The 15,744-nt window shown below is 65.1% G+C and carries 16 protein-coding genes; 7 read left to right on the top strand and 9 right to left on the bottom strand.

What is annotated here, in order from left to right:
- Nucleotides 1-100 precede the first annotated feature (100 nt).
- Entirely contained in the window at nt 101-421 is a 321-nt protein-coding gene (locus tag KVY23_RS02850) for a DUF4229 domain-containing protein (protein ID WP_075839206.1), read from the top strand.
- Nucleotides 421-1,518, top strand: a complete 1,098-nt coding sequence (locus KVY23_RS02855; RefSeq protein WP_075839207.1) for a PLP-dependent cysteine synthase family protein — start codon at nt 421-423, stop codon at nt 1,516-1,518. Before KVY23_RS02850 ends, KVY23_RS02855 begins: the two co-directional genes overlap by 1 nt.
- On the opposite strand, the gene KVY23_RS02860 is transcribed toward KVY23_RS02855, so the two are convergent.
- On the bottom strand, nt 1,515-1,835 hold the full coding sequence (locus tag KVY23_RS02860; protein ID WP_230555225.1) for a hypothetical protein: 321 nt from the start codon (nt 1,833-1,835) through the stop codon (nt 1,515-1,517). The genes KVY23_RS02855 and KVY23_RS02860 overlap by 4 nt on opposite strands.
- A gap of 412 nt (nt 1,836-2,247) precedes the next feature.
- Nucleotides 2,248-4,716 carry an aminopeptidase N gene (gene pepN / locus KVY23_RS02865; RefSeq protein WP_230555226.1) on the bottom strand — a complete coding sequence of 823 codons (2,469 nt, stop codon included), beginning with the start codon at nt 4,714-4,716 and terminating at the stop codon, nt 2,248-2,250.
- Between the two features lie 87 nt (nt 4,717-4,803).
- On the opposite strand from pepN, the gene KVY23_RS02870 reads away from it, so the two are divergent.
- From KVY23_RS02870 to KVY23_RS02880, 3 genes are read left to right on the top strand one after another with little or no spacing between them, the layout of a single operon-like run.
- Nucleotides 4,804-5,013: a helix-turn-helix domain-containing protein gene (locus tag KVY23_RS02870; RefSeq protein ID WP_075839209.1), complete on the top strand. Its 210-nt coding sequence runs from the start codon at nt 4,804-4,806 to the stop codon at nt 5,011-5,013.
- Between the two features lie 11 nt (nt 5,014-5,024).
- Entirely contained in the window at nt 5,025-5,564 is a 540-nt protein-coding gene (locus tag KVY23_RS02875) for a Clp protease N-terminal domain-containing protein (RefSeq protein WP_075839210.1), read from the top strand.
- 60 nt (nt 5,565-5,624) lie between these two features.
- On the top strand, nt 5,625-6,005 hold the full coding sequence (locus KVY23_RS02880) for a phage holin family protein (protein ID WP_075839211.1): 381 nt from the start codon (nt 5,625-5,627) through the stop codon (nt 6,003-6,005).
- Here KVY23_RS02880 and KVY23_RS02885 read toward each other — a convergent pair.
- The 4 genes from KVY23_RS02885 to menE all read right to left on the bottom strand — a co-directional run bounded on the left by KVY23_RS02885 (nt 6,002) and on the right by menE (nt 10,424).
- A complete protein-coding gene (locus KVY23_RS02885) occupies nt 6,002-6,871 on the bottom strand; it encodes a 1,4-dihydroxy-2-naphthoate polyprenyltransferase (RefSeq protein ID WP_230555227.1) in 870 nt (289 codons plus the stop codon). The two genes, KVY23_RS02880 and KVY23_RS02885, sit on opposite strands and share 4 nt — an antisense overlap.
- A 49-nt stretch (nt 6,872-6,920) precedes the next feature.
- Nucleotides 6,921-8,252: a hypothetical protein gene (locus KVY23_RS02890; protein WP_230555228.1), complete on the bottom strand. Its 1,332-nt coding sequence runs from the start codon at nt 8,250-8,252 to the stop codon at nt 6,921-6,923.
- A gap of 183 nt (nt 8,253-8,435) precedes the next feature.
- Entirely contained in the window at nt 8,436-9,209 is a 774-nt protein-coding gene (locus KVY23_RS02895; protein ID WP_230555229.1) for a PIG-L family deacetylase, read from the bottom strand.
- A 48-nt stretch (nt 9,210-9,257) separates the two neighbouring features.
- Nucleotides 9,258-10,424: an o-succinylbenzoate--CoA ligase gene (gene menE / locus KVY23_RS02900; protein ID WP_230555230.1), complete on the bottom strand. Its 1,167-nt coding sequence runs from the start codon at nt 10,422-10,424 to the stop codon at nt 9,258-9,260.
- A gap of 39 nt (nt 10,425-10,463) precedes the next feature.
- Here menE and KVY23_RS02905 point away from each other — a divergent pair, with 39 nt between their 5' ends.
- Together KVY23_RS02905 and KVY23_RS02910 are read left to right on the top strand one after the other, a co-directional pair.
- Nucleotides 10,464-11,801, top strand: a complete 1,338-nt coding sequence (locus tag KVY23_RS02905; protein ID WP_230555231.1) for a hypothetical protein — start codon at nt 10,464-10,466, stop codon at nt 11,799-11,801.
- 106 nt (nt 11,802-11,907) lie between these two features.
- A complete protein-coding gene (locus KVY23_RS02910; RefSeq protein WP_230555232.1) occupies nt 11,908-13,224 on the top strand; it encodes an EAL domain-containing protein in 1,317 nt (438 codons plus the stop codon).
- Nucleotides 13,225-13,229: 5 nt separating this feature from the next.
- On the opposite strand, the gene KVY23_RS02915 is transcribed toward KVY23_RS02910, so the two are convergent.
- The 3 genes from KVY23_RS02915 to KVY23_RS02925 all read right to left on the bottom strand — a co-directional run bounded on the left by KVY23_RS02915 (nt 13,230) and on the right by KVY23_RS02925 (nt 15,708).
- The gene (locus KVY23_RS02915) at nt 13,230-13,616 is read right to left on the bottom strand and encodes a VOC family protein (RefSeq protein ID WP_075839263.1); all 387 of its coding nucleotides are present in this window, start codon (nt 13,614-13,616) and stop codon (nt 13,230-13,232) included.
- 27 nt (nt 13,617-13,643) lie between these two features.
- Nucleotides 13,644-14,678 carry a GGDEF domain-containing protein gene (locus tag KVY23_RS02920; protein WP_075839276.1) on the bottom strand — a complete coding sequence of 345 codons (1,035 nt, stop codon included), beginning with the start codon at nt 14,676-14,678 and terminating at the stop codon, nt 13,644-13,646.
- Between the two features lie 112 nt (nt 14,679-14,790).
- Nucleotides 14,791-15,708: a 1,4-dihydroxy-2-naphthoyl-CoA synthase gene (locus KVY23_RS02925; RefSeq protein WP_230555233.1), complete on the bottom strand. Its 918-nt coding sequence runs from the start codon at nt 15,706-15,708 to the stop codon at nt 14,791-14,793.
- Nucleotides 15,709-15,744: the final 36 nt, after the last annotated feature.

Consider the following 15,744-nt stretch of genomic DNA (forward strand, 5'->3'; position numbering starts at 1 on the left):
GGAGGTAATGGACAAACCGGATAAGCGGGACTGTCCGAATCGGGCACTTTCGTCGGGACGGCAGGGGGGCGGCAACGGGCCGGGCGGTAGCCTGGAGCGCGTGAACGAACGCGAGACTCCCCCGGTGCCCACTGCCACGAAGGGACAGTTGTTCCGAGACGTGGCGCTCTACAGCGGCGCCAGATTGCTACTGGTCATCGTCATCTCTGCGGTGATCATCGGGGTCGGCCTGCTCGTCGGAGTCGAGGTCCCCGTTCTGGTCGCGGCAGTCTTCGGCGTACTGATCTCGCTGCCGCTCTCGCTCGTGTTGTTCAAGTCTCTCCGCATTCGCGTCAACGAATCGATCGCCGGTGTGGACGAGGAACGCCGACGCGCCCGCGCGGATCTGCAGGCGAAACTCCGCGGCGAGGACGAAAAGTAATGACTCGAATCGTCGACCGATCCGCCTCCCGTGAATGGGTCGACAACGCGGTCAGGCTCATCGAGGCCGACTCGCAGCGCTCTGCCGACACTCACCTGCTTCGCTACCCGCTGCCGTCGGCATGGAACGTACAGCTCTACCTCAAGGATGAGTCCACCCACATCACGGGCAGTCTCAAACACCGGCTTGCTCGGTCGCTGTTTCTCTACGCCATCTGCAACGGCTGGGTCACCGAGAACACCGTCGTCATCGAAGCCTCGTCCGGATCGACCGCCGTCAGCGAGGCCTACTTCGCTCGGTTGCTCGGTCTCCGTTTCGTTGCCGTGATGCCGCGCAACACCAGCCCGGCGAAGATCGCGTTGATCGAATCCCACGGCGGCCGTTGCCACTTCGTCGACGACCCCGCTGCCATGTACTCGGAAGCGCACCGCCTCGCCGCGGAACCCGACGCGCACTACATGGACCAGTTCACTCATGCCGAGCGCGCCACCGATTGGCGCGGCAACAACAACATTGCCGAGTCGATCTACGGCCAGCTCGCCTGTGAGGACTCGCCCATCCCCACCTGGGTGGTCGTCGGAGCGGGAACCGGTGGCACCAGCGCAACCATCGGGCGCTACATCAGATATCGGCGTCACGCCACACGGCTGGCGGTGGTCGACCCGGAGAATTCCGCGTTCCTGGGTGGATTCGAGAAGTGCGATTCCACAATCACAACCGGTGCATCCTCACGAATCGAAGGCATCGGCCGACCCATCGTCGAACCGTCGTTCGTGGGGCAAGTGATCGACCGAATGATCGGTGTGCCCGACGCGGCCTCGGTGGCAGCGGCACGCTATGTCTCCACCGTCCTGGGTCGGCGCGTGGGCGGGTCCACGGGAACCAATATCTGGGGTGCGTTCGTGTTGATCGCCGAGATGATCGCCGCCGGCCGCAGCGGTAGCGTCGTCACCGTGCTGTGTGACGGTGGCGAGCGGTACGCGGGGACGTACTTCGACGACGCCTGGGTGGCAGAGCAAGGCATGGAACTGGCCGGGCCGACCGAGGTGCTCGAGCAGTTCGCTCGGACCGGAGAGTTCGAGGTCCAGGGCGCCTAGTCGCGGCTGGTGAGTACGACCGACGCTGCTGCCGTCGCTCCCGCTGCCACGCACACAGCGGGCCAAGCGCCGATCTGCTTCGCCAGCGGGTGCGAGGCGCCGAACCCGAACAGGTAGGTGCCGAGCAGAGCGCCGGCCACCTTCGGGCCCGAGGACGCGTTCCACGAGGTCGTGCACGCAACCCCGACTGCGGCAAGCACGGCGCCGCCGAGCTGCCTGTTCCCGGTTTGGCGTGCCACGGCGAACCCGCCCAACAGGCCACCTGCCGCGAGCGCGGAAGTGGCGAGAGTCGACGTCGAGAACGCACTGTGTGCCATGCGTCCACAGCGTAGTCGTTCGGTAGGAGAACGGTGAGTCTGCTCGTTGTCCTCGGTCCACCACCGCCAATCCCACGTGTGAGTCAAATCATTGGACCGCGCAACGGTACTGGTCAGCCCCATAGTCGGGGACCAACCTCGAAGATTGGACAAAATACAGCTGCTACATTTCATGCGTTGTGGCCGAGCACAAACGGCCTCAACAGTTTTGGGTCCGCCGGTATCCCGTCGGGGGGTACTTCACACAAGGGAGTAACTATGGACTTGATCGCAAAGATCATCGCTGAGGTCATCATTCAGCTGATCAGCAGTGGCAGCGCCGAGAGCGCAACCACCGTCGCCAGTATGGTTCTCGGAGCCTGAATCCCCTGGCTGCGCCGGCCATTACGCCGGCGCAGCCAGTTCTGAGATGTCACAGAGATGTACGTGGCGGAAACGCTCGGCGTACGCGTAGCGACCGGGCCAGGTGATCTCGTTGCTCGATGACCAATCGGCGCAGTGCAGCGGGCGCCCACTCGTGTTCTTCCAACCATGCATCCGCGGCTGAGGTCGAGTCCTGTTGGGGGAACAGCCCGATGACGAGCCGACGCGCGATCTCGATGCTCCGACTCGACCACAATCGCGCAATCACCTCGTAGTACCGCCTGTCGTACGGCGCAAGGAGATCGCGCCGTCCTCCTGCTCGAAAGCCCTCGACGGTGGCGTCGACCGCGTCGTTGGACAACCCGTCGGAATCGATCAGGTCGGACCACGCCCGCGCTTTCGCTTCGGGTGTGGGTTGCGCAGCGATCGCCGCCCGATACGAGTTTCGTCCGGAGGCCGTTCCGTCCGTTTCGAGTTCACCGTCGAGTCTGCTCGTGGTGGCCCGTCCGTTCGCGCTCAGCGACTTCAGTAGCATCCACCGCTGCTCGGGATCGAGGTCGAGTCCTTCGAGCGGAAGGGTGCCGTCGAGTACGCGATCGATCTGGCCCGACCGTGCATCGGACACCTGCGCCGCCGCGGCCACCGCGCGAAGCCAGGTGATCTGCTCGTCGCTGCCGGGATCGGCCGTTTCGAGATGTCTCCAGCAGGTGGCCAGCCAATCCTGTGCCGGTTGATCGGGCTCGTCGAGATAGTGATCGAGTGCGTAGCGAGTATTGGTGACCGCAGCGCCGAGGAGTGCGACCTTGTTCTCCGCGGCGGCGAAGGTCGACGCGATCTCGATGAAGGTCCGCGGGTCGAGTTCGGCGTCGCGGGTGGCGTTCCACAGGGCCGACCAGATCAACCCGCGGGCAAGAGGGTCGGTGACGCGGTCGAGTGAGGATCGAATCGTCCGCAGCGAACGGTCGTCGAGACGAATCTTGGCGTAGGTGAGGTCGTCATCATTGAGTAGAACGAGTGCGGCGCTCGGCAATTCGATCGGCGTGCTTGCGGCGGTGATGTCGATCTCGCGGCGCTCGGTACGGACGAGATCGCCTTCGGAATCGAAGTCGTAGAGGCCGATAGCGAGGCGATGCGGACGCGGATCGCTCTGCTCGATCGACGGGCCCGTGTACGACAGTGTCGATACGCCGCTGGTCTGCAGCCACGCGGCGGCCCAATCGTCCAGGTTTCGTCCCGACGCGGCCGAGGCGTGCGTCAGGAAATCCGCGAGAGTGGTGTTGGAAAAGGCGAACTCGGCGAAGTATCGGCGTGACGCTTCGAAGAATGCATCCTCGCCGACGTATGCGGCGAGCTGCTTGAGGACGCTTGCGCCTTTGGCATAGGTGATGCCGTCGAAGTTCAGTTTGGCGGCTTCGAGGTCGGGGATGTCGGCGACGATCGGATGCGTGGTCGGGAGTTGGTCCTGCAGGTACGCCCACGCTTTGCGACGGTTGGCGAAGCTCACCCATGCATCGGTGAATCGCGTTGCATGCGCGCAGGTGTAGGCGCCCATGAAGTCCGCGAACGACTCTTTGAGCCAGAGATCGTCCCACCACTCCATGGTGACGAGATCGCCGAACCACATGTGTGCCATCTCGTGCAGGATGGTGTTGGCGCGTTGCTCGTACTGCGCTTGCGTTGCAGCAGAACGAAAGACGTACGACTCGGTGAAGGTGACGAGCCCTGGATTCTCCATCGCACCGAGGTTGTACTCGGGAACGAAGATCTGATCGTACTTTCCGAACGGGTAGGGAAAGCCGAATGTGTCGTGGTAGAAGTCCAGTCCTTGGGCCGTGATGTCGAAGATGTCATCGGCATCGAAGTGTTCTGCCAGCGAGGCGCGGCACAGAGCCGCGAGCGGGACGGTCAGATCGCCTCTCGTCCATGAGGACTCGGCGCGATGGTAGGGCCCTGCGGCGATGGCGGTGATGTACGTGGAGATGGGTAGCGTCGGGGCGAATGTGACAGTTTCACCCGACCGTGTGCCGGTCCGATTGGAGAGCACCTCCCATTCCGCAGGGGCGCTCACCTCGAATGTGAACGTGGCCTTGATGTCGGGCTGCTCGAACCCGGCGAACACGCGTCTGGCATCGGCGGGTTCGTACTGGGTGTAGAGGTACACGTTCTCGTCCACCGGATCGAAAAAACGATGCAGTCCCTCACCTGATCTGCTGTACCGAGCGAGGGCGTCGACGACGACGGTGTTGTGTGCACTCAGGCCGACGAGTTGAATGCGTGAGCCATCGTGATCCACCGGGGCGGACGCTTCGTTGACGGTAACCGCCGACACCTCGGGGCCGATGAAGTCCAACCATGTCGACGCGGTGGTGGCGTCGAACGTGACGGTGGTCCGCGTTGCGAAAGTGTCCGTCGCGGGATCGGCTGCGCCTCGCAGATCCAACTCGACGCGATAGGCGACATTGGTGATGTGGCGCGATCGGCGTCGTGTCTCGGTCCGGGTGAGGTTCGCGGTATTCACGAGTTCCAGGGTATGCGTCGTCACCGGTTCGTATCGGCACGTCAATCAAGGTTGACGAAACCCGGGTGTCAACGTAGGTTGACGCTCATGACCGAAGCAACAACACTCGCGGCCGCAGCCGGTAGCCCGGATCCGAAGGAGGGTCTACGGGCCGTCCTTGCGCTCCGTCGTCTACTCGAGCGACTGGAGGCAATTCAGGTACGCAACGCCCGACGACAGGGGTGGTCGTGGCAATCGATCGCCGACTCGCTCGAAGTGAGCAAGCAAGCCGTGCACAAGAAGCACAACGGAAACTAGGAGCGAGAAAAATGTTCGAGAAGTTCACGAGTGACGCGCGTGAGGCTGTCATCGCAGCCCAGCGGGAAGCGCGACACCTGAAGGCGACACGAATCGAACCCGTTCACGTTTTTCTGGGTGTCATCGCATCGGCAAAGCCTGGGCTCCGTGACGCGTTGGAAGGTGAGGGGTACACCTCCGAGTCGGTGAGATCGAGGTTGTCCGACGGAATCGCGCTGGGCGACGGTGATTCGAAGGCGCTGGAATCGATCGGTATCGATCTCGATGCGGTCCGCGCGAGCCTCGAAGCCACGTTCGGCGAAGGTGCGCTCGACCGACCCGCCGACGAGAAGCGGGGGTGGCTGCGTCGAAAGTCGGGGCACATCGCATTCGCGTCGGGCGCGAAGAAGGCACTGGAGCTGGCGTTGCGTGAGGCTATCGCGCACAAGGATTCGCAAATCCGCTGTGAGCACCTGCTGCTCGGCCTGCTTCGAGGCGCTGACGAAGGCTTCCTCGAGATCGTGCGCCAGCCTGATCGGCTGCGCGAGCGGATCGAATCCTTGGTCCCGTAGTGGCACCGTCCCGGCGGCCATCCATGGCTACCTCGGCCCTCACCAACTAGGGTCTCTGGCATGACATTTCTCGTACGGCTCGTCATCAACGCAGTCGCGATCTGGCTTGCGGCGCAGTGGGTCGACGGAATCGACCTCAGCAGCTCCGGGCGCGGTAACGGCTGGGATTTGATCGTCCTCGCGGGAATTGCGGCGGTGTTCACCATCGTGAACGCCTTCATCAAGCCGGTGGTGCAGTTGCTTTCGCTTCCGCTTCTGATTCTGACGCTCGGGTTGTTCACCCTCGTCATCAATGCCCTGATGTTGATGTTGACGGCGTGGATCTCGACGGCGACCGATTACGGACTGTTGATCACCGGCTTCGGAGCGGCTTTCTGGGGCGCACTGATCATCTCGATCGTGAACTTCCTGCTGGGGGCATTCGTTCCCGACAAGCGCTAGGCGAATGCCAGCGCAGCTCCAGTCGCGAGACCCCACACCAACATCGCGAGCCCGGAGTCGCGGAGGGCAGGAATGAGCGCCAACCCTGTCTCGCCGGTACGTACCGGCTTGTTCGCGCGTACTGCCAGCGGTAGCGCGAGCAGCGCCACCAACGCCCACGGCGTCCTCGCGACGAGTGCAACCGTCACCGCGAACGGGATGATCATCAGCGCGAGATGAACCATCCGCGTGCGGGCATCGCCCAACCGCACCGCGAGGGTGTGTTTGCCGGAGGCGGGATCGGTGTCGATGTCACGCAGATTGTTCGCCACCAGTACCGCGCTGGAATACGATCCGACGGCGATCGCAGCGACGAGACCCACCCAGTCGACTCGTTCTGCCTGCACGAATTGGGTTCCTAGCACTGCGACAAGACCGAAGAATACGAAGACCGCAACTTCGCCGAGCCCGCTGTACCCGTACGGCTTCTTCCCTCCGGTGTAGAACCACGCACCCGCGATGCACACGACGCCGACGAGGACGAGCCACCACGCCGTCGTCGCGGCGAGAACCAGACCAGCGACGCCGCCGACTGCGAGGCATCCAACGGCTGCGGCTTTGACCGATGCTGGAGTCGCTGCACCCGAGCCGACGAGCCGCATCGGCCCGACCCGGTCGTCATCGGTGCCGCGAATGCCGTCGGAGTAGTCGTTGGCGAAGTTGACGCCGATGATGAGCGCCAGCGAGACCGTCAGTGCCAGTAGCGCCTTCCACCACACCGCATCCCCGAGTGAGGCTGCCGCACCGGTTCCGACGAGGACGGGAGCAATGGCGTTGGGGAGAGTGCGCGGGCGTGCGCCTTCGATCCATTCAGCAGTGGTGGCCATGCGTTGATCCTTGCGTATCGGGAACAGGCGCTACGCAAGAGGTCCCGGCTCAGGAGAACGGTAGTCGAGGGGGCGGGGGTAGCTGAATGTGCGGCAGCTGGATCTGCGGTACGTCTATTCGAGGCAGGTTGAACGCAGGCGGTGGCGGTGGGGGAGGCGGTGGCGGCGCTGCGGGCGCGATATACCCCCGGGGCGAATAGCCTCCGGACGAATAGCCTCCGGAGGAATAGCCTCCGGAATCGCCTGCCACTTTGCCGTCGAGCGCCGGTGGCGGAGTGGGCGGCGGCGGAGCCGGCGGTGGTGTGTCGGCGGCAGGGGAGCTCGTGGACGACGTGGCGCGGGTGGTCGACGCGCTGGTCCCGACGGTTACCGCGTCCTCGACGGAGGTGTCGGGGGTTCCGGTGACCGAGTGATCCGGCGGAGGCGACGGCCACAGTATCCAGGACAGAAACCCGAGAGCGACTATCGACGGCAGCCCGAACCGCAGCAATGGCGTCAACATGGTTTTCGCGCTTCTGCGTGAGGTGGCGGGGGCAACCGGACGCGTTCCATCCACCCGGCTGGCATACAAAGCGGCGCCTTGCGCGGCAATGAACTCCGGATCGGGCGGTGCGAAAACCGGAATGCCGAGGTAACGCTGCAGTACCTCTTCGATGAGGGGGATGTGTGCTCCACCACCGATTGTCACGACCACCTCGGGAGGGATCTCACTCATCTCGGCGAGATCGCGCAGTGCAATCGCAGACCGCTCCGCGGAGCGGATGATCTGAAGCTCGAACATGCGCCGGTCCATCAGCCGGAACCGACCGTCCGAGGTCTGCGTCGCCTGGTGCGTGGAGAGGGCTTCCTTGATCTCGCGGCTGAAATCGAGGAGAGAGTTCTCTTCCTCCGACGTGCGCGGCACCGCGAGTATGTCGAGCGTCAACAGGTGGTCGCGGACAGTGTCGTCGATGTGGGCTCCGCTGAAGTCACGTAACCGAGTCGCCGCGTAGATGGTGCCGCTCTCGACGTCCGCGATCGTCATCTCGAGCCCGGATGCACCCAAGTCATAGATGGCGACAGTGCGATACGCGAAATCTGGATCTGTTCGCAGCTTCTCGATCGTCCCGGCTATCTCCGAAATGATGTGTACCTCGGAGACGTATTCCTCGACCAGCGCGGTCTTCAGTTTCGCGCTGTGATCGGGGTCGGGGAATGCGACACCGAGTGAATGCGGAGCATCGGGACGGTCGACGATCGTGCGGATGGCGTGCGCGACATCCTCTGCATCGGGTACCGGCCCCGCGAACGGGAACCATTCGACCGAGAACTCCTGCCCGTCGGAGGTTCGGACCGCGCGGATTCCGCTCGAGCCCATGGACATGCCGACCGACGACATCATGGCTGCTCGTGGCCTCCCATCCCCATTCGTGCGCGGCAACTAAGCGCATCTCCGCGTTGCATTCCGGCCCACCATACCGTCTCGCGGTCTGTTTTCCGATCCTTAACATGCTGAAAGGACGCAACGGTGCCTGCTACCGGTACGTCTGTGGGTGTTCGGGTGTCAGCGTGGAACCACCAAGGGCTACAGGGGCAATTGCGTCTCCGTGAGTCCGGGGCCGCCGCCGACTCGCCTGAACCACTCGCGGCCGAAGACGAGTTCGAGTGTCTCCGGTGGCATGGCCAAGAATGGCCCGAAGTCGCCGATCTGCGTTGCGTGCGCCTCCATGGCCTGCCGCTTGGGCCCCATGACGCTACTGACGTCGACGATGGTGGTGATCTCCGATGCGGGCAGCCCGAATGTCTCCACATCCTGGGGAGCATCCTCCTCCGACCAGGACGGATTCGCCGCGATCAACTGCTTCATGTGATCGCGGTTGGTCGTCGTCTCGTAGAGGTGTTCGGTACCTGCAAACTCTGCGGCGCGGAGGCCGACGAAGTGAACCTTGATGTGGTCGGGGTGGCCGTATCCTCCGTTGGGGTCATAGATGGTGAGGACGTCAGCGTTCTCCTCCCGCAGTACATCGGCGAGCTTGCGCGCCGCAGAGTCGACGTCGGCATTGCAGAACGCAGCGGGGTCGTCGTTCTCGGGCGTGCCCGCCATGCCGGAATCGGGGTAGCCGAGCAGGACGATGCGGTGCACTCCCAGCGCCTGAGCGGACCTCGTCAACTCGTTCTCCCGCCGCTCGGCCAGAGTCTCGCCCTCGGCGAGAATGTTCTCGGGGCTCTCACCGCGCGAGCCGTCGGTGGCAGTGACCAGCACGACGCGGTGGCCTGCATCCGCGGCCAGGCGCATGATCCCGCCAGTGGTGAAGACCTCGTCGTCGGGGTGGGCATGGAAGCAGACCAGTGTGCTCATGTACGCGATGCTTCCACGCCCGGGGCTTTCAGGTCACTCGGTGGTGATTCACACCGCGGGCCGGCGGGGCGCGAGCGCTGCCCGCAACGCCGACCGATCGATCTTTCCAGGCCCCTTGGTGGGCAGCGTTTCCACGATGTACAACTCCCGCGGCACAGCCGTGGCGTCGAGTGTGAGCGCCACATGTGCGCGCAGGTCCGCCAACGTCACTGCCGCCGAAGCGACGATCGCCACCGCGACTCGCTCGCCCAGGCGTTCGTCGGGCAAGCCGACCACCGCGCATTCGCGCACCGCAGGATGCGTTGCGACCGCGGCTTCGACGACCTGGGGCACGATTGTCAGCCCGCCGGTGGAGATGGCCTCGTCGAGCCTGCCGGTTATCGACAGCACACCGTCGGTCAGCACTCCGGCGTCGTCCGTGCGAAAACGCCCTGCGTCGGCGAAAGCCGGATGATTCGGCATCCCGCGGTAGCCGAGCGCGACTGTCGAGCCGCCGAGCACCACCCGGCCGTCGACGATCCAGATCTCCACCCCGCGGAGCGGCACACCGTCGTAGACACACCCGCCTGCGGTCTCGCTCATGCCGTAGGTACGCACCACGTTGATCCCGGCCGCCTCCGCGCGTTCTCGCAACGGCACCGGTGTAGCGGCCCCGCCGAGCAGCACCGCATCCAGCTCCGCCAACGCCTCCGCCGCCGCCGGGTCGCCGAGCGCCTTGACCAGCTGCGTCGGCACCAGGGACGTGTACCGACGCCCCGACATTCTCCCGACCGCCGCCGGCAACTGCGACGGGTCGAAACCGTCGGAGACGTCCAGTATCTCGGGCCGCGTCCCGGCCAGAACACTGCGCAGGAGCACCTGCAATCCCGCGATGTGATGAGCCGGCAGGGCCAACAACCAACTGCCCGGCCCGCCGAGCCGATCGTGTGTAGCGGTGCCGCTCGCTCGTAGTGCGTCGGCCGACAACATCGCACCCTTGGGGGTCCCGGTGGTACCGGACGTCGCGACGACGAGCGCGGCCTCGGGCTGGATCGGCGAACCGGGAGACAGCGCGCCGCGCAGACGTCCCGCTTCTCTGTCGTCACCGGCGGGCACCGGCAGCACCGCATCGCAGTTCGCGTCATCGGAGTTCCCGTCGAGAATCGATGAGAGTTGCGGCAGCAGTTCCGCCACAGCCGGGCCGGTGGGCACGGACATTTCACGGAGCATGCTCACTCGGACCAGCCTAGACGCGCGCTGTGGGACAGTTGAACCGTGGAGTTCGACGAGATCGGCGGGGGTCGCAGCAGCATCGACGAGGCGGTCGCTGCCGCGTTGTCGTCTCTGGACTCGATCGATCCGGCGACGGCGGCCGATGCCCAACTCGGGTGGGAGGGGCTGCGCGGCCTCTCGCCCCCGGCCGGACCGACGCAGAGCTCGGTGCAGACATTTCTCTGGCAACACCTCGTCGAGATCGCCGAGGACCGCGAGCGGGCCTGGGAGATCGCGCTGGCGCTCGCCGAGCTGCTGGACCGTCTGGGGCATGCGCGCTACGCGGACATCGCTCGCAGCCCACGCACCCGGGCACTCCTCGACAACACCGATGACGCAGGCAGGCAGTCGGAGATCGCCGACGCGGTCGCCGCGTCGGGAATAGGCCCGCCGGACACCGATCTCATCACCTGGCAGGACACTCCCGAGGATCCCGAACTGGCCGTCGTGAGTCTGATCGGTGAGACCCTCGAAGTGGCGACGATTGCGGGTGAGTTCGCGCCGAGCCGAGTCGGCGGACGGCCTCTTCGCGATGCCGCGGTCGCTGCCAAGCGTCGCCGCCTCACCGATTCGGTGCTGCGCTCCGAACGTGCGGGCGGCGTACTCATCGAGCAGCTACTCGATCACCGCATCATGTTGTGGACGCGATACAGCCCGCCGCGGATCGAGCTCTACCGCGATACAGCCGAAGTGCTGCACGAGGCCGTCGAACCGGCCTACTCCTGTGTGCGAAGACTCGAGGGCCTGCTCGCCCTCGTCGGCGACGGTATCGACCTGACCGAGCGCGGATATCTGCCCGGCGCCGTGGTCGAGCGAGCCCTCGGCACCCTGTGGACGCCGAGCGAGTGGCCGTTCCCGCCGGGAGAGGAGATCGACACCGTGCCCGTCCTGCGGGTGCGACGGCTGTTGCGCAGGCTCGGTCTGGTCCGTCGGCATCACGGCCGACTGCTGCCGACGGCCAGGGCACGCGGAATGAGCGCCGACCGCATGTGGACGACACTGATCGGCGGATTCGTCGGCACCGCCTACCACCCGGACACCATTGCCGCGGAAGTCGTGTTCGCCGATATCGCCCGCGGCGCACCTCCCGCGGGGGAGGCCGAGCTGCTCACCGAAATACTCACCGCCGAGGGGTGGACGCACCACGGTGGACCTGTCCCGAGCGAGAGTGTCGGGCCGCTCGCCGGGGACGTTCTCGCCGATCTCACCGCGCTCGGTGCGTTCACCTACGACGCCACCCGCCGGGGCAGCTCGACAACGGTCCCGTCGCCCGACGGAGTGCGACTCGGCGCCGCTCTGTTGCGGCACCGTTTGTTGCACACCCAAATGCCCAGCCTGTAAAGAAGACAACCTCGCTCGTCGACCCGAAGGCGGCGCCTCGCGGTTAAGCTCATTGCCGGACGAGGCACCGGACCGCCGCCGTGCAGCTGTCGGGGAGGGGGCATGCGTGGAACACGACGCGACGCTGCCGAATCGTCGTTCCCGCGCCCGTAGACAGAGCGATTCCGCCCGCCGCTACCTCGATATCGAGGCGACCACGCCGGCGCTGCGCACCACCGTCGAGCTGGCCGCACGCAGTGTCGGTTTCGCTATCGCGCAGCTCAATGTGCTCGACGAAACCATGCAGTACACGCTGGTCAACATAGGTGGGCCACCTGTGTCGACGGTAGAGCGTTCCACCACGCTCTGCGACGACGTGGTGCGCACCGCAAGACCGTCCGTGGTCGCACGCAATCGGGTGGAGGCCACCGTGCGTCAGCGCGGCATTCTCGATCAGAACGGCATCGCCGCGTATGCGTCGGTGCCCTTGCGTGGGCGTGAAGGTCTGGTCGTCGGGTCGCTGTGCCTGCTGGACCGGATGCCACGCGAGTTGAGCGATGGCCAGTTGCAGGAGCTCGAGCAGTACGGTTCCGTGCTCGAGGAACAGCTCGAGCTGCACCGCCGAATCGGTTCCACCCCGGCGAAGTTGGACAACGATCATGACCTTGCCGGCGGTTTGTATGCCGGGCAGATCGTGCCGTGGTTTCAGTCGGTGGTGGATATGCGCACCGAGACGGTCATCGGCTTCGAGGCCCTCGCGCGATGGCATCACCCCACGCGAGGACTCGTCTCGCCCGGGGATTTCGTACCGTTCGCCGAGTCCAGCGAACTGATCATCGACATCGATCTCGAGGTGTTGCGACTGGCGGTGAAGGAAGCCCAGCTGTGGCAACAGTTGCGCCCCGGTCTGCGTCTTTCCGTCAACCTGTCCGGACGGCATCTGGCGCATCCCGACGCGGTGGCGCAGCTGCAGAGTGCATTTGCGCTGTCCTCGATGGAGCCGCGTCTGATCTCACTCGAGCTCACCGAGACCTCCTCGGTCAACGACGGGCCACTCATCCGTCGACATATCGACGATGTGCACGCCCTCGGCTTCAGAGTTCTGCTCGACGACTTCGGGTCCGGCTGGTCCTCGCTCGAGCGACTCGTGACGCTGGAACCGGACGGAATCAAGATCGACGGCCACCTCACCGGATTCATCGACACGACCAGGGGCCGCGCTGTGCTCAAAGCGCTGTCCTCGATCGCGCAGGATCTGGGAATGTCGATGGTGATAGAGGGCATCGAGACGCGTAAGCAGGCCGATATCGCCTTGGAACTCGGCTGCACGTTCGCGCAGGGCTTCCTGTGGTCACGTCCCCAGTCCGCGGTCGCGGTGCGCCGGATGCTCGAGGCTCCACGCGACGAGACCCCAGGCGACGAGGCCCCAGGCGACGAGGGGTAGCGGCGTCAGGTCTTTCGCACGTCGCGGCGGAGCGGATGTTCGGCCGGTATCTCCACCAGCACGATGGGAACCCCGTCCGGGTCACGGAGCCAGAGTTCGACAAGTCCCCAGGGTTCCTGCTGCGCTTCCCGCTCGATCGGGATGCCTCGGGATTCGAGCTCGGCGACGGCGGAATCGATGTCGCGGACCTGCAGCCACAGTGCGCCGTCGAAGATCGTCGGCACTTCGGAACCGCCGTGCGCGGCGATCTCGATCAACGACTGCCCGGCGAAGAACACCGTGCCGGCGCGATACTCGCGGGCGATGGCGAGACCGAGACCGTCCCGATAGAAGGCGAGCGTTCGCTCGTAGTCGGCGGGGCGCAGGATCGTTCTACTGCTCAGAATCTCCACAGCGCCAGTATTGCAGCCGCGCATTCGTCAGATGAGCGTCGTGACGACCCTGTTGCCGCCCGCTGCTTTGGCCTGGTACATCGTCGAATCGGCAGCGCGGGTCGCGGTGCTGACGGTGTCCGAGTCCGTTGTCCACAGCGGGGATTCGGCGTAGAGAATTGCCGCGCCGACACTCACCGTCACGGGGACGGCGTCGTTCGAGTCGTGCAGGGCGCGTCGGATGCCGTGAATCAGGGCGTCGATGTGCAGCCGCGAGGTGATCACCACTGCCAGGTACTCCTCGCCTCCGGTGCGGCCGAGGACGCCGTACCGCGACAGGTGTCCGAACAATCGATCGGCTACTCGCCGAATGACTTTGTCGCCCTCGTCGTGGCCGTGCAGGTCGTTGACGGCTTTGAACTTGTCGATGTCGACGACGATGACGGCTGCGCACTGCCCCTCGAGTCGACCCTGTGGCCACAGTTCCGAGATCGCTGCATCGAGGCCGCGGCGGTTCAGTAGTCCGGTCAGCGGGTCGAGTGCGGAGCTTCGAGCGTCCGCGGACAGGGTGGTGAGGAAGATGTGGGACGTGACCGGAACGCTCATGATGCCGATCAGCACCACGTCGGTCTGGACCAGCAAGGTGATGGTGTCCATGTCGCCACGGAGATAGAGCAGGAACGCGAAGGTCGACACGACCGACGCCGCGAAGATCAGGTGTGCCACCACCCAGCGCGGGCTGACGAAGAAAGTCGCGAACGCGCCGATGACGGCGAACACGACGCACCCGAGCAGCGCGTTGCGTAGGTCGAGAACGGCCAGCGCGGCTGCCACCCCGATGTCTGCGTACACCGTGAACGCGATGACGCCGAGACGCCCGGGAAACGGCCGTAGCAGCCACAGAGCGGCGATCACCAGATTCGACGCACACAGCAGCAGTGTCAGCGTCGTCCCGAACGGGCCCGCGGGGCCGCCCTCCGCGAACAGGGACATCGCCGACATGCCGCTGATGTTGATCAGCGACAACGCCACGATGACGCGGATGATCTTCCCCGATGGGTGCGAGTTCTGGAACTCAGTCATCCACTCGTAGTCATGAGGCTGTACGAACCACTCGATGATCGCCGCACCGCCGCCTTCGGGCGTTCGGCGGCGGTGCGCTGGCGGGGTTCGGGCCGGGGACATGGACTCGCTTCTAGAAGTACCGCGGGAACGGTGACCAGTCGGGGGCGCGCTTCTCGAGGAAGGAGTCGCGGCCCTCGACGGCCTCGTCGGTCATATATGCGAGCCGGGTGGCCTCGCCCGCGAACAGCTGCTGGCCCACCAGACCGTCGTCCTGCAGGTTGAAGGCGTACTTGAGCATCCGTTGCGCCTGCGGGGATTTGCCGTTGATCTTCCTGCCCCACTCGATGGCAACGTTCTCGAGCTCGGCGTGATCGACGACGCGGTTGACGGCACCCATCGCGTGCATGTCCTCGGCCGTGTAGGTATCGCCGAGGAAGAATATCTCGCGCGCGAATTTCTGTCCCACCATCTTGGCTAGATACGCACTGCCGTAACCGCCGTCGAAGCTGCCGACATCGGCGTCGGTTTGCTTGAATCGGGCGTGCTCGCGGCTTGCGAGCGTCAGGTCGCACACGACGTGCAGGCTGTGCCCACCGCCCGCAGCCCATCCGTTGACCAGGCAGATGACCACTTTGGGCATGAATCGAATCAAACGCTGCACCTCCAGGATGTGTAGCCGTCCCGCGCGGGCCCTGTCGACCGTATCGGCGGTCTCTCCCGGTTGGCCCGTGCTCGCATCCTGCTCCGTGTACTGGTAGCCGCTACGGCCGCGAATACGCTGGTCGCCGCCCGAGCAGAACGACCACACGCCGTCCTTCGCGCTGGGCCCGTTTCCTGTCAACAGCACCGTGCCGACATCCGAGCTGACGCGGGCGTGCTCGAGGGTGCGGTAGAGCTCGTCGACCGTGTGGGGTCGAAACGCGTTGCGTACCTCGGGCCGATCGAACGCGATACGGACGGTGTCGTCCGTGACGTGCCGGTGGTACGTGATGTCGGTGAGGTCGTCGAAGCCGGAAACGGGTCGCCATAGCGCAGGAGTGAAGGTCACGCCCGCCACGATAGATTGCCGCGCCACGGGTTACGG

It is taken from the genome of Rhodococcus sp. I2R (assembly GCF_020889545.1).
In the GTDB taxonomy this organism is placed as follows: domain Bacteria; phylum Actinomycetota; class Actinomycetes; order Mycobacteriales; family Mycobacteriaceae; genus Rhodococcoides.